At 71.9% G+C, this 13,979-nt stretch carries 10 protein-coding genes, 2 tRNA genes and 1 pseudogene; 4 read left to right on the top strand and 9 right to left on the bottom strand.

Going from position 1 to position 13,979, the window contains the following annotated elements; translation table 11 throughout:
- The 7 genes from ABD378_RS26525 to ABD378_RS26555 form a co-directional block, all read right to left on the bottom strand.
- On the bottom strand, positions 1 to 1,604 hold a 1,604-nt coding region (locus tag ABD378_RS26525; protein ID WP_344524523.1), incomplete at its 3' end, for an ArnT family glycosyltransferase.
- Positions 1,601 to 3,004 (bottom strand): bifunctional glycosyltransferase family 2/GtrA family protein, encoded by a 1,404-nt coding sequence (locus tag ABD378_RS26530; RefSeq protein ID WP_344524525.1) that lies wholly within the window; start codon positions 3,002 to 3,004, stop codon positions 1,601 to 1,603. The genes ABD378_RS26530 and ABD378_RS26525, both read right to left, overlap by 4 nt.
- A gap of 26 nt (positions 3,005 to 3,030) precedes the next feature.
- Entirely contained in the window at positions 3,031 to 4,659 is a 1,629-nt protein-coding gene (locus tag ABD378_RS26535) for a sensor histidine kinase (protein WP_344524527.1), read from the bottom strand.
- Between the two features lie 12 nt (positions 4,660 to 4,671).
- On the bottom strand, positions 4,672 to 5,433 hold the full coding sequence (locus tag ABD378_RS26540; protein WP_344524529.1) for a response regulator transcription factor: 762 nt from the start codon (positions 5,431 to 5,433) through the stop codon (positions 4,672 to 4,674).
- A gap of 74 nt (positions 5,434 to 5,507) precedes the next feature.
- Entirely contained in the window at positions 5,508 to 6,407 is a 900-nt protein-coding gene (locus ABD378_RS26545; RefSeq protein WP_344524531.1) for an amidohydrolase family protein, read from the bottom strand.
- A complete protein-coding gene (locus tag ABD378_RS26550; RefSeq protein ID WP_344524533.1) occupies positions 6,394 to 6,810 on the bottom strand; it encodes an antibiotic biosynthesis monooxygenase family protein in 417 nt (138 codons plus the stop codon). Before ABD378_RS26550 ends, ABD378_RS26545 begins: the two co-directional genes overlap by 14 nt.
- Positions 6,811 to 6,928: 118 nt before the next feature.
- Positions 6,929 to 7,795 (bottom strand): DUF2797 domain-containing protein, encoded by an 867-nt coding sequence (locus ABD378_RS26555; RefSeq protein WP_344524535.1) that lies wholly within the window; start codon positions 7,793 to 7,795, stop codon positions 6,929 to 6,931.
- 80 nt (positions 7,796 to 7,875) lie between these two features.
- On the opposite strand from ABD378_RS26555, the gene sigJ reads away from it, so the two are divergent.
- Positions 7,876 to 8,820, top strand: coding sequence for an RNA polymerase sigma factor SigJ (sigJ, locus tag ABD378_RS26560; RefSeq protein WP_344524537.1), 945 nt, complete (start codon positions 7,876 to 7,878; stop codon positions 8,818 to 8,820).
- 131 nt (positions 8,821 to 8,951) lie between these two features.
- Positions 8,952 to 10,177, top strand: a pseudogene (locus tag ABD378_RS26565) (NAD(P)/FAD-dependent oxidoreductase).
- 97 nt (positions 10,178 to 10,274) lie between these two features.
- Here the strand turns inward: ABD378_RS26565 and ABD378_RS26570 are convergent.
- Both ABD378_RS26570 and ABD378_RS26575 read right to left on the bottom strand, forming a co-directional pair.
- Positions 10,275 to 10,347: transfer RNA gene (locus ABD378_RS26570), tRNA-Arg, on the bottom strand.
- A gap of 191 nt (positions 10,348 to 10,538) precedes the next feature.
- Positions 10,539 to 10,629: transfer RNA gene (locus ABD378_RS26575), tRNA-Ser, on the bottom strand.
- A 171-nt stretch (positions 10,630 to 10,800) separates the two neighbouring features.
- On the opposite strand from ABD378_RS26575, the gene ABD378_RS26580 reads away from it, so the two are divergent.
- Together ABD378_RS26580 and ABD378_RS26585 are read left to right on the top strand one after the other, a co-directional pair.
- The gene (locus tag ABD378_RS26580) at positions 10,801 to 11,286 is read left to right on the top strand and encodes an SSI family serine proteinase inhibitor (protein WP_344524539.1); all 486 of its coding nucleotides are present in this window, start codon (positions 10,801 to 10,803) and stop codon (positions 11,284 to 11,286) included.
- 190 nt (positions 11,287 to 11,476) lie between these two features.
- Positions 11,477 to 13,979, top strand: a 2,503-nt coding sequence (locus tag ABD378_RS26585; RefSeq protein ID WP_344524541.1) for a PAS domain-containing protein, incomplete at its 3' end; no start/stop codon positions are given.

Here is a 13,979-nt window from a genome sequence, read left to right on the forward strand (position 1 = left end):
CCGCCGCCCGGCCGACCGCCGCCAGGTCCGCCCATGCCGCCCGCCGAAGCGGGACCCGCGGTCACGATCGACCCGGTGTGCGCGCTGTTCACCGTGGAGAGGGTGTACGCGACCGGCCCCGCAACGGAGGCGGCGAGGCTCAGCCCCACCGCCGCCAGGGCGAGTCGGCGCCCGAGCCGGGCCGCGAGCAGCAGGCCGAGCGCGCCCACGAGGCCGACGACCAGCACCGCCCAGCGCAGCCACGGCACATAGTCCGGGGTCCGGCCGAGCAGGGTGTAGCCCCACCAGGCCGTGCCCGCGGCACTCACGCCGAGCAGCGCGCCCGCCCACCACTTGGCGCGTTCCTCCCACAAGACCGTGGCGCCCATGCCGATCAGCGCCGCGATGTAGGGGGCGAGGGCGATCGTGTAGTACTGGTGGAAGATCCCCGCCATGAAGCTGAAGACGGCAGCGGTCATCAGGAGCGCGCTGCCCCACGCCACGAAGGCCGAGCGCGCGGTGTCGGTCCTGCGGGCCTTCCAGGTGAGGACGATGCCGCCGACGAGCAGGATCAGCGCGGCGGGGATCAGCCACGAGATCTGGCTGCCAACCTCGGAGCCGAACATCCGCCCGAGCCCGGTCTCGCCCCACTGACCGCCACCGCCACCGCCACCACCAGGGCCGCCGCCCCCTCCGACGCTGCCGGTCTCCTCGCCGTTGATGCGGCCGAGGCCGTTGTAGCCGAAGGTCAGCTCCAGGAAGGAGTTGTTCTGGGATCCGCCGATGTACGGGCGCGAAGAAGCGGGCCACAGTTCGACGACGGCCACCCACCAGCCGCCCGCAGCGATCATCGCGAGCCCGGAGAGGGCGAGTTGACCGAAGCGCTTGCGCAGCCGCACGGGCGCGCACACCGCGTAGAGGACCGCGAGCGGCGGCAGGATCAGGAACGCCTGCAGCGTCTTGGCCAGGAAGGCGACGCCGACCGCGACGCCCGCCCACACCAGCCACTTGGTGCGGCCGTTCTCCAGGGCGCGAAGCACGCAGTACACGGTGACGGTCATCAGGAGCGCGAGGATCGCGTCCGGGTTGTTGAACCGGAACATCAGCGCCGCGACCGGCGTGAGCGCGAGCACGGCGCCCGCGATGAGCCCGGCCGCCGGGCTGAAGCGGCGGCGCACGGCGGCGTACAGGACGCCGACCGTCGCGACACCCATGAGCACCTGCGGGGCGAGCACCGCCCACGAGTTGAGCCCGAAGAGGCGTACGGAGAGTGCCATCGGCCAGAGCGCGGCCGGTGGCTTGTCGACGGTGATCGCGTTGCCCGCGTCCAGCGAGCCGAAGAACATCGCCTTCCAGCTCTGGCTGCCCGCCTGGACGGCCGCGGAGTAGAAGGAGTTGGCGTAGCCGGACGCGCTGAGGTTCCAGAGGTAGAGGACCGCGGTCGCGAGCAGCAGGCCCAGGAAGGCGGGGCGTGCCCAGCGCGGGTCGTCCGGTCGGCCGCGCCATACGCGGGCGAGGAACCCGCCCGCGCCCGCGCGCCGGTGTGCGGCGCCTTCGTGGGGCGGCGCGACCGGGGCCGGTGGCGGCGCCGGATGGGCCGAGTGATCCGGGTGGGTCGTCGTCATCGTGCGTTCCTCGGGTCGTGTGCGTGGGTGAGGTCGTACGTCGTGTCGGGTGCCGTGGGGTGGAACTCCGCTGCTGGGTAAGGGGATTGGGGAGCTGCGTACGGGGGTTGGGAAGCTGCGTACGAGGGCTGCGGGGCCGCGTCGGAGCGGCGCTCCGGGAACACCCATGCCCGCAGCAGCAGGAACCGCAGCACTGTCGCCGCGAGGTTGGCGGCTATCAGCACCGCGAGTTCCGTGCCGTGCGAGGCGTCGCCCGACGCCGCATCGAGGGCGGCCAGCGAACCGCTGGTCAGGGCGAGGCCGATGCCGAAGACCACCAGGCCCTGCGCCTGGTGGCGCATCGCGCGGTCACGGCCGCGCACCCCGAAGGTCAGGCGCCGGTTGGCGGCCGTGTTGGCGACCGCCGACACGAGCAGGGCGAGCGCGTTGGCCACCTGCGACCCCGAGAACGTACGGAAGCCGGAGTACAGGAGCAGATAGAAGAGCGTGGAGAGCGCGCCGACCACGCAGAAGCCGACCAGCTGGCGGGCGAGGCCGCCCGGGACTCCGGTCAGCTGCCGGTCGCGCGGGTCGTCCCCGAAGGGGCGCGCGAGGCGGTCGAGCGGGAGCGCGCCGACCGCGAGGGCGCGCCCGACCCGCCACACCCCCTTGAGGTCGTCCGTTGCCGTCTTGACCAGGTGGACCGTGGAGTTGGGGTCGTCGACCCAGTCGACCGGCACTTCGTGGATGCGCAGGCCCGCGCGCTCGGCGAGCACCAGCATCTCCGTGTCGAAGAACCACCCCGTGTCCTCGACCAGCGGAAGCAGCACCCCCGCCACGTCGCCCCTGATCGCCTTGAACCCGCACTGGGCGTCGGAGAAGCGCGCGTGCAGGGAGCCGCGCAGGATGAGGTTGTAGCTGCGCGAGATGAACTCCCGCTTGGGGCCGCGCACCACGCGCGAACTGCGCGCGAGCCGGGAGCCGATCGCCAGGTCCGAGTGACCGGAGATCAGCGGCGCCACCAGCGGGAGCAGCGCGTTGAGGTCGGTGGACAGGTCGACGTCCATGTAGGCGAGGACGGGGGCGTCCGATGCGGACCACACGGCGCGCAGGGCCCGCCCGCGCCCCTTCTGCTCGAGCCGCGTGTAGCGGACCTCTTCGCTCGACGCCGCGAGCCGCGCCGCCACCTCGGGGGTGCGGTCCGTGGACGCGTTGTCCGCGATGGTGATGCGGAAGGGGTAGGGGAAGGTACGTACGAGATGGTCGTGCAGGCGCCGCACACACGGCTTGAGGTCCTTCTCCTCGTTGTAGACGGGGATCACGATGTCCAGGACGGGCACATCGCGCCATCCGGCGGGGAGGTGGGCCCGCGTCGGCAGAGGGACCGAGCAAGCGCCGCCCGGGGAAGAGTCGGTTTGCATGACACCGACATTCGCCAAGTGGTCTGTCAGGCCTGTGTGGTGAGCCTGTGGCCCGCCTGTGAGTCCCGTCCGGGGCCGCTGATCTGGCCGCTGAGCAGGCTGCTGACGTGGCCGCTTTCGTGGCCGCTGGCCTGGTCCGATACGGCAGGCAGCGCCACCGTGAACACCGTCCGCCCCGGCACGCTCTCGACGGTCACTCCGCCGCCGTGCGCCGCCACTATGGCCTGCACGAGGGCGAGGCCGAGCCCCGTGGATCCGGCGTTGCGTGAGCGCGACGCGTCGCCGCGGGCGAACCGTTCGAAGACGTGGGGGAGGAGTGCCGGGGCGATGCCGGGGCCGTCGTCCTGGACCTCGAGGAAGACCGTGGGACCGGCCCGCCGCACGCGTGCGGTGACCTTCGTGCCCGGTGGCGTGTGCGTACGCGCGTTGGCGAGGAGATTGACGACGACCTGCTGGAGGCGGGGCCCGTCGGCGAGTACGAGCGCGGGCTCGTCCGGCAGCTCCAGGGACCACACGTGCTCCGGGCCCGCGGCCCGCGCATCGCTCACGGTGTCCACGACCAGCGGTGAGAGATCAGTGCTCTGATACGAGAGCGGCAGTCGGGCGCCAGGCCCGCCGGTGTGCCCACCACTGCGCCCCTCGTCAAGGCGGGCGAGCAGCAGCAGGTCCTCCACGAGCCCCGTCATCCGCTGCGCCTCGGACTCGATCCGGCCGAGCGCGTGCCGCGTGTCGGGCCCTGTCGACTCCCGCCCGCGGCGCGTCAGTTCGGCATAGCCGCGGATGGAGGCCAGCGGCGTACGCAGCTCATGGCTGGCGTCCGCGACGAACTGCCGCACCCGGGTCTCGCTCTCCTGGCGCGCGTCCAGCGCGGAGTGCACATGGTCGAGCATCCGGTTGAGCGCGGCGCCCACCTGCCCGACCTCCGTGTTCGGCTCCGTGTCGGGGACGCGTTCGTACAGCGTCACCTCGCCGCTGTGCAGGGGGAGTTCGGAGACCCGGGTGGCGGTCGTCGCGACCCGGCGCAGCGGGCGAAGCGCGACGCCGACCATGGCCGCACCGGCGAGCGATGCGGCGACCAGACCCGCGGCGGTGACGCTGACCTCGACGATGATCAACGTTTCGAGGGTGTTCTGCACCTTGGCGGTGGGGATGCCGACGAGGAGGTCGCCGTTGGGTCCTGTCGCGTACTCCACGCGGTACTCGCCGAGACCGGGGATGTCGACGCTGTGCGGCTCCTCGTCGCGCGGCACGGAGCCGAGCGCGGCGGCCTGCTCCGCGTCGAGCTGGTCGGTCCGCGGATCCACGCCGCCGGACTCGTTGTCCGTGCTGATGAGGGCCTGGCCGACGGAGCCGTCGCTCTCGACGACTGCTCCGATGGTGCCGAGTTCCTGGGGCCCCTTGGAGACGAACCGCAGCGGATCGTCCGGTTCCGCGGGAAGGCCGCCGTGGCCGTCGTTCCCCGGCTTCGGCTGCGGCCCCGAGGCCCGTATCGCCACCGCGCCGAGCGAACCGTCCAGCTGGTCGTACAGGTGCGAGTGCAGCGCGATGGTCGTCACCGTGCCGATCACCGCGCAGACGACGGCGATCAGCGCCACCGCCGAGACGACGAGCCGCGTCCGCAGCGACCGCGACCGCGGCTGCCGCCGCCGCTTCATCGCTTCATCGCTTCATGAGGCGGCTGCCGCCTCGGTCGCGGGCGCGGCCTTGATCAGATACCCGGCGCCGCGCCGCGTGTGGATCATCGGCTCACGGCCCGCGTCGATCTTCCTGCGGAGATACGAGATGTAGAGCTCGACGACGTTGGCCTGGCCCCCGAAGTCGTAGTTCCACACGCGGTCGAGGATCTGCGCCTTGCTGAGCACGCGCCGCGGGTTGCGCATCAGGTAACGCAGCAGCTCGAACTCGGTGGCGGTGAGGTGGATGGAGTCCCCGCCGCGCGTCACCTCGTGGCTGTCCTCGTCGAGGGTGAGGTCCCCGACGGCGAGCACGGACTCGCTGCGCCGGTCGGCTGCCCCAGCCCGGCGGATGAGCCCGCGAAGGCGCGCGACGACTTCCTCCAGGCTGAAGGGCTTGGTGACGTAGTCGTCGCCCCCGGCGGTGAGCCCGGCGATCCGGTCCTCGACGGCGTCCTTGGCCGTCAGGAAAAGGACCGGCACGTCGGGCAGCTCACGCCGCAGTCGGCCGAGCACGGCGAGGCCGTCCATGTCGGGCAGCATCATGTCGAGCACCACGGCGTCGGGCCGGAAGGCGCGTGCGGTGCGCACCGCGCCGACGCCGTCCCCCGCGCTGCGGATCTGCCAGCCCTCGTAGCGCAGGGCCATGGAGAGCAGCTCGGTCAGCGACACCTCGTCGTCGACGACGAGCACGCGGACGGGGCTCCCGTCCGCCCTGAGCAGTTCGGTACGCCCCTGGGGCGAGGTCGTAGTCATGGCACACAGCCTGCGGCGCGGCCCTGAGAAGGCCCTTGCCGGAACCTGTGAATTCCCTGAGAAACGGTCCGGGGCTAGCTGTCGTGGCCCTGGAGTCCGAAGAGCCGGGCCGCGTTCCCGTGACAGACGGCACGCAGCCAGTCGTCCCCCAGGCCGAGCCGCTCGACGGCGTGCAGCTGATGGACGTAGGGGTACGGAATGTTGGGGAAGTCCGTGCCCAGCAGGATCCGCTCCCCCAGATCGGCGAGCCGCGGCAGCTCCGCGCGCGGGAACGGCGTGAGCCCCTCGCTGAAGTCGGTGAACGCCATGGTCGTGTCGAGGCGGACCTCACCGTACCGCTCGGCGAGCTCCAGGAAGTCGACGTACTCCGGCATCCCCATGTGCGCCACCACGAGCCGCAGCCGGGGGTGGCGCGCGAGCAGCCGCCCGATCGGCTCGGGCCCGGTGTGCTTGCCCGGCGCGGGCCCGGACCCGCAGTGCACCACGACCGGGATCCCGGCCTCGGCGAGCAGCCCCCAGACGGGCACGAGCAAGGGGTCGTTCGGGTCGTAACCCCCCACCTGCACATGGGACTTGAAGATCCGGGCCCCGGCGTCGACGGCGTCGCGCACATACGCCTCCGCTCCCGGCTCAGGAAAGAAGGTCGCGGTGTGCAGGCAGTCGGGCGTCCGGCGCGCGAAGTCGACGGCCCAGCCGTTGAGCCACTGCGCCATGCCGGCCTTGTGCGGATAGATCATCGACGTGAAGGCCCGCACCCCGAACTCCCGCAGCAGCGCGAGCCGTTGCTCCTCCTCGTGCCGGTAGGTGATGGGCCACTTCATGCCGGTCAGCGGCCCGGCGGAGTCGAAGTAGTCCCACACCTTGGCCAGCACGCGCTCGGGCATGAAGTGCGTGTGTACGTCGATGAGTCCGGGCAGCCCGAGCCGCTCCCAGAAGTCACGGACGGCCCGTCCTTCGCCGTCATGCCCGCTCAAGACTGCCACTCCGCTCAAAGCCGTAGCCGCGCTCGAAGCCGTAGCTGCGCTCCACCTTGGCGACATGGACGACGTACTTCTCGTACCACTCGCCGCGCCCGCGCTTCTGCGCCGTGCGGTGCTCGGCGTCCTCGCGCCACCGCTTGATCGCTTCCTCGTCCCGGAAGTATCCGACGGTGATGCCGAGACCGCCGGGCGTCCGCGCGGATTCCGTCCCCAGGAAGCCGGGAACGGAGGCGACAAGCTCGTCCATGCGGGCGCCGGTCTCGTCGTATCCGTCGTCGCCGCCGTCGCCGCCGTCGCCGTCGTCGCCGTCGTCGGGCTCGGTCCTCACGGAGGTGAACACGACGACGTAGTAGGGCGGTTCGAAGGGCGGGACAGGCCCCACAGGTTGATCACTCATGTTCCCCAGACTCAGCCGCGCCGCGCCCGTCTGTCCACCCTCTCCCCGCCTTCATTGCCGTACGGGCAGCCAGACTTGACCATCCGGTCAGCTTCGACGGCACGCGGCGACCCGCGGCTCAGAAGAGCCCGCCCTGTACGGCAGGCACCTCCCGCACAGGAACAGTCGTACGCGCCTCGCCCCGCGCCCCTTCGAGCCGCCACCCCCGCAGCAACCGACTGTCGAGCACGACAAGACGCCCCCCGTCACCGAGATACACATCGGGCCCGGCGACGGCGACAAGATCCCCCAGCACCACACCGCCGTCGACAAGCTCGGTGACGGCCAACCCGCCGACGCCCGCAAGGCGCTCCACCCCGAACACCTCCCCGTGGTCCACCACCCCGTGCTCCCCCAGCGCCACCCGCTCCAGCGAATCGGGCCACCCTTCGAGCGCGAGGGCGAAGCCGTGCATCCGCTCCAGCTCACGCCGCCGCTCGTCCCGCCCCGGCAAGGTGGCCCTGACGGCACGCTTCCTGGCGTACGAGATCCGGTCCGGCACCCCGAGGGCCACCCGCAGCAGCTCCTCGGCCCGCCGCGCGGCCATCAGGGGCCCGCGCCCCAGCCAGGCGAAGGCGACGGCGCCCTGCTCAAGCAGCCGCGCCGCTCCCCGCTCCTCACGCGTGATCCCGACCTTCACCATCCCGACGCCGAACCACGCGAGATAGACGCGGTAGGTCCGCGGATCGTCGGCGATGGTGTCCGCGGCCACCGAATGCGCCCGGTCCAGCCGCGCGCACTCGGCACACCGGGCCTGCGTCCCCCGCCCCGGCACGACGGCGGCGACCGGACAGGGATTCCCCCGCGCCCCCACGCACTCCCGCCGCCCCAGCGCCCGGAACCCCACCCGCCGCCCCACGACCAGCGGACTGACGTCCCCCCGCTCCCACACGAGCACGGGCCGCTCCCGATCCGCCCAGCTCAGCCCCGCGCTACGCCACTCCATGGGGACAGTCTTACGCCCTGTCCCAACAACTCAGATGCCAGGCGGGCGCGGCATGCGACACCCGGACTAGGATCCGGGGCATGGCCCTGACCATGAACGACGTCGACCGGTTCGAGGCCGCGAGGCCCCGCCTGGAGGCCATCGCCTACCGCCTCCTCGGCTCCGCGAGCGATGCCGAGGACGCCGTGCAGGACACGTTCCTGCGCTGGCAGGCCGCCGATGTCGACCGCGTCGAGATACCCGAGGCCTGGCTGACGAAGGTCCTCACCAACCTGTGCCTCAACCAGCTCACATCGGCCCGCGCCAGGCGCGAGACCTATGTGGGCGAGTGGCTCCCCGAACCGCTGCTCGCCGGGGACCCGATGCTCGGCCCTGCCGACACCGCCGAGCAGCGCGAATCGGTCTCGTACGCGGTCCTCGCCCTCATGGAGCGCCTCTCGCCCAACGAGCGGGTGGTGTACGTGCTGCGGGAGGCCTTCGGTCACCCGCACCGTGAGATCGCGGAGATCCTCGACATCACCGAGGCCGCCGCCCAGCAGATCTTCCACCGCGCCAAGAAGCACATCGCGGACGGCAAGCCCCGCACCGAGATCGACGAGGCCGCCGCCCAGCGGATCGTCGAGGAGTTCCTCGCGGCCGCCACCAGCGGCCGGACCGAGCCGCTCGTGCGGCTGCTCACCCAGGACGCCATCTCCGTCGGCGACGGCGGCGGCAAGGTCCCGGCCCGCGCCAAGGCGTTCGAGGGCGCTCTCGCGGTCGCGAAGTTCATGCGGGGCCTGTTCAAGCCCAGCGCGGCCAAGCGCGCCTACGTCGGCGGCTCGCCCGAGGTCTACGTATCGACCGCCAACGGCGCCCCCGCCCTCGTGGCGGTCGTCGGCGGCCGGGTCGTCGGCGTCATGTGCCTGGAGATCACCGACGAGGGCATCGCCGCGTTCCGCAACCAGGTCAACCCCGACAAGCTGGAGCGCGCGACCCAGCGGTGGGCGGCCACCGACCACGGGGAATCCCTGCTCAACGCCTTCTGACCCCGATGTGACCCGACGCGACCGGATGTGAGCTGCTTCACATCAGATTCCTGCGGATTCCTGTCAGCAATCGGCGGGCTGCCCGGTTCAAGGGGCGAACCCGCTGAAGAGCTGATGACAGGAGCAAGGAAATGCAGCACCGCATCGTCGTCATCGGAGCCGGATACGCCGGAGCCGTCGCCGCCGGACGCCTCGCCAAGCGGCTGCACCGCGAGGACGTCGCCATCACCCTCGTCAACGCCGAGCCCGACTTCGTCGAGCGCGTCCGGATGCATCAGCTGACCGTCGGCCAGGACCTCAAGCCCCGGCCCTTCAGCGAGATGTTCGCGGGCACCGGCGTCGAACTGAAGGTCGCGAAGGTCACCGGCGTCAACGTCGACCGCAAGACCGTCGCCGTCATCGACGCGCAGGGCACGCAGGGCGCAGAGGACACGCAGGGGGGCACGGAGGAACTGGAGTACGACACCCTCGTGTACGCCCTCGGCAGCGGCTGGAACGCCCAAGGCGCCCCCGGCACCGCCGAGCACGCCCACGAGATCGCAGGACGCCCCGGAGCGCTCAGGCTGCGCGAGCGCCTGGCCGGCCTGGACGCAGGGCAGCGCGTGCTCGTCGTCGGCGGCGGACTCACCGGCCTGGAGGCCGCGACCGAGATCGCCGAGGCCCGCCCGGACCTCGACGTCGCCCTCGCCGCACGCGGCGGTCTCGGCGACTGGCTCTCGCCCAAGGGCCGCGGACACGTCCGCAAGGTCTTCGCCCGCCTCGGCATCACCGCACACGAGCAGGCCGCCGTCGCCGACGTACGGGCCGACCGCGTCACCACCGCCGACGGCACGTCCATCCCCGCCGAGGTCACCGTGTGGACCACCGGCTTCGCGGTCCACCCGATCGCACGGGCCACCGCCCTGGAAGTCACCGACACCGGCCAGATCGTGGTCGACCGGACCATGCGCTCGGTGTCGCACCCGGACGTGTACGCCGTCGGCGACGCGGCATGGCGATGGGCCCCGGCGACAAGCCGCTGCGGATGTCGTGCGCCACGGGCACCCCCATGGCATGGCAGGCCGCCGACGCCATCGCGGCACGCCTGACCGGCGGAAAGATCCCGAACACTCCGCTGCGCTACTTCAACCAGTGCATCTCGCTCGGCCGCAAGAACGGCCTCATCCAGTACGTGACCGCCGACGACCGCGCGGTCCGCACGGCCCTGACCGGCCGGCTCGCCGCCGTCTACAAGGAGTTGATCTGCAAGGGCGCGGCCTGGGGCGTGGCCAACCCGACGATCGGCATGCCGACCCGGCCCCGCCACGTCGTGCGGGAGCAGCCGCAGGCGAACTCACCCGCCGAGGTAGCGGCCTGACCCGCGGGCCTGAGCCGCGGGTCAGGGCCCGCGGCCCCGGCCCGCACAGGGGCGCAACAAAAAGGCCCCGGACTCTCGTCCGGGGCCTTTTCGACTGTGCACTCGGCAGGATTCGAACCTGCAACCTTCTGATCCGTAGTCAGATGCTCTATCCGTTAAGCTACGAGTGCTTGATTTTTCTTTTGTTTGCCTTCGCTCCCCGGCCTTTCGGCCCGCTCGCGGCGACAGGAAGAACATTACATGACCGCCGCCGCCATGTGAAATCCGTTTGCCACACCGCTTGCGACCTGCGGAAACGTGCTTCCCAGGGGTGACGCGCCGAAGCCCCGGTCCAGGAGGACCGGGGCTTCGGATCTTGCGGCGGAGGCGGAGGGATTTGAACCCTCGATGGGATTTAAGTCCCAAACCGCATTAGCAGTGCGGCGCCATAGACCGGACTAGGCGACGCCTCCAGCTTGCACACCTGCGCGATCGCGAGGGGTGCGTGCAGATGATGACACAGCCGGGCGGCGTGTCACCAATCGCGGCCTCCACGGTACTAGTCGGGCGGCCCGCAGGGCAAAGCGTCTCTCGCGCCCGCAACGTCGCGGCGTCAACGGCGTTAGACGCGGTAGAGCCCGTACGTGTTCGCGTACCCGGTACCCCGCACCCAGTGGAGCCCCGTCATGCTGCGCCGCCTCGTCCTCACCGCCGCCGCGTCCGTCGCCGCGCTGTCCGCCGCGCCCGCCGTCGCCCATGCCGACATGGGGCCCGTGCACCTGTCGTCGCCGCTGACCGAGTCGACCCCCGACCGGCTCACGGTGAAGGTCACCGAAGCCGGGAACGGGCACGACGGGACGTTCGAGCTGGAATGTCACCCGTCGGGCGGCACGCACCCCAAGGCGCAGGAAGCGTGCGAGAAGCTCGACGAGGGCAGGTGGGGCAGCGACACCTTCGCGCCCACACCGGAGGACTCGATCTGCACCATGCAGTACGGCGGGCCCGCCACCGCGCGCATCACCGGGACCTGGAACGGGCGGCCCGTCGACGCGACGTACAACCGCAGCAACGGATGCGAGATCTCCCGGTGGGACAAGCTCGTCCCGGTGCTGCCCGGGGCCACCACCTAGTCACGGCCGCCACCCCGTCGTGACCAGGCGGTACGGAAGCCTCACATCTTCTGCGTGCGACCTCCCTCTCATCCGGCGTCGCGCGCACAACCACTCCCCGTAGACTCCCTCCCGTGACACGCCGCGGGCCGCGGGGCAAGATGGTCCGGGCGAGTCGGCAAGCAGCAGTAACCAGGGAGGAAGCGTCGTCGTGAGCAGCAGGCCATCCCGAGGCGCTGCTCGCCTCGCAGCCATACTCGACGCGCTTCCGGACGCGCTGGTCCTCGTGAACGCCAACGGGACCGTCGTGAACGCGAACGCGATCGCGCTCGAGGCGTTCGAGACGCCGGGCACCGCCCTCGTGGGGCGTGGGCTCCTCGATCTGTTGCCGGAGTTCGACTCCCGGCTCATTCCCGGATCGATGCGCAGGCCCGACTCCATCGACGAGCGCGGCCGGACCAAGCCGACGCGGATGACCGCGCGGCGCACGGACGGCAGCGAATTCCCCGTCGAGGTCACGAGCTCGAACCTCGAGGACATCCGGGACGCCTACGACAATTACGGCTACACCGGCGACGAGTTGCTCATGCTCGTCGTACGCGACCTTTCGGGCGCCGTGGACACCGAGGCCGAACTCGCGCGCTCCCAGCGGCAGACCGAGATGATCCTGCGCGCCGCCGCCGAAGGTGTCGTCGGCACGGACACCGAGGGACGCGTCGTCCTGGTCAACCCGGCCGCCGCGCAGATACTGGGCTTCCGGGCCAGCGATCTGGGCGGGCAGGAGCTGCACCACCTGGTGCTCCACTCGCGCGCCGACGGCGAACCCTTCCCGTACGAGGAGTCCCCGCTCGCCGACACGCTCCGCTCCGGGCGCAAGCACCGGGTGCGCGGGCAGGTCCTGTGGTCAAAGAGCGGCGACCGGGTCGCGGTCGACCTGACGACGGCACCGGTGCGGGACGGGGACCAGCTCGTCGGCGCGGTCATGACGTTCACCGACCGGCGGCCCTACGACGCGCTGGCCGAGGAGCACGAGGCCGCGATCGCGCAGCACGCGGAGGAGATGCAGGCCGCGACCGAGCGGCGCACGGAAGAGCTGCGGGCCGCCACCGAGCGGCACGCCGCCGAACTCGCCGCCGCCGCCGAGGAGCGCGCCGAGGAGATCGCCGCCGAGCAGGAGCGGTACGCGGCGCTCGCCGAGCGCGAGAAGGACCGGTTCGAGGAGCTTGCCGAGCGCGAGAAGGCGCGGTACGACGCTCTGGCGGCGCGGCACGAGCAGTTGCTCGCCGTGCTCGGTTCGTCCCTGCGGGGTCCGCTCGACGAGCTGCGGCGCGAGCTGTCGGCTCTCGCGGCCGATGACGCCGGGCAGTTGTGGCCCGAGGCGAATCAGGTGCTTCATCACCTTTCGGCCGGGTACGCGCGGATCACCACGCTCGTCGACAACGTGCTGGGCTTCCAGCTGCTCGACTCGGGTGCGGATCAGTTGTCGTGCACGAAGGTCATGCTGGACGCGGTCGTCGCGAGCGGTGTGGAGGGCGCGGTCGAGCTGATCGGGCCAGGACGCGCGCAGTTCGCGGTGCACGCGCCGCCGATCGAGGTCGAGGTGGACCCGGGGCGGCTCGCCACGGCGCTCGCCCACCTGGTCGCCGACGTGGCGGGGATCGACGCCACGGGCAACGCGCGTGCCGGTGCGGCCCCTTCGGCCGTGACCGCCGGTGGGTATGTGGACTCGACGGTGGTCGTGGCCGCGGCTCAGCGCGGCGAGGTCGTCCGCATCGAGGTGCGGGGGCCTTACGCCGGGGGAGACCCGGTCCACGAGCCGATCGTCCGGGGCATCGTGCGGGCGCACGGAGGCGTGCTGCAGACGCACGAGGTGCCGGGGATGAGCGGCAATGCGTACGTTCTTGAAGTACCGATCGGTGCGGGGGGCGGCGCGGTTTCCGTTGCCCCTGAGACGCCGGGCTCCTCGGTCGTGGTGCCCGCGCAGGCTTCGCCCGCCACGGGTGGCGGGCGCCGACGGGCTCGGCGGGCTGCCGGGCCTTCGGTGGACTCCTTCTTGGAGAGTGCGGTTCCTGAGGGGGCCACCTCCGGAGGCGCGGTTTCGCCCAGCGGGACCGGGCGGCGTCGGGGGCGGCGTGCGGCGGAGGCTGACGCGGCGCAGGCCGCTGCTGCGGCTTCGGGTTCGGGTTCGGGTTCGGCCGAGGTGCCGGTTGCTCCGGAGGCGCCCGCGCGGGACGAGGGTTCGCAGACTTCTGGTGGTACCGGGCGTCGTCGTGGGCGGCCCAGCGCCGCGGAGGGTTCTGCGGGGTCCACGGACTCTGTGGGCTCCGTGGGCTCCGTGGTGACGGCTGCCGAGCATGCTGCCGGGTCGGCGGCTCTCGGGGCGACGGTGCCGCCGCAGGGCGTGCCGGTTCCCGCGGGCGGTGTGGCTCCTGCCGCTTCCGGGCAGCGGGCACGGCGCAACGACGAGCAGTTGGCGTTGCCGCCCGCGCTGCCTTCTGGTGGTGGCGGGCAGGAGGGTGCTGCCGCCGGGGGTTCCGGGGTCAGTGGTTCAGGGGCCAGTGGTTCCGGGGTCGGGACGGCTGTGGCTGTCGCCGGTTCGGCTGCCTCCGCCGGTGATGCGGGCGAGGCCTCGCCCAGGCCGACCGGGCGGCGCCGTCGTGCGCTGGCCGCCGCCAAGGAGCGGGCCGCCGCCGAGGGGGCTCCCAGCGGGCGCG

The organism is Streptomyces rectiviolaceus (assembly GCF_039533825.1).
In the GTDB taxonomy this organism is placed as follows: Bacteria; Actinomycetota; Actinomycetes; order Streptomycetales; family Streptomycetaceae; genus Streptomyces; species Streptomyces rectiviolaceus.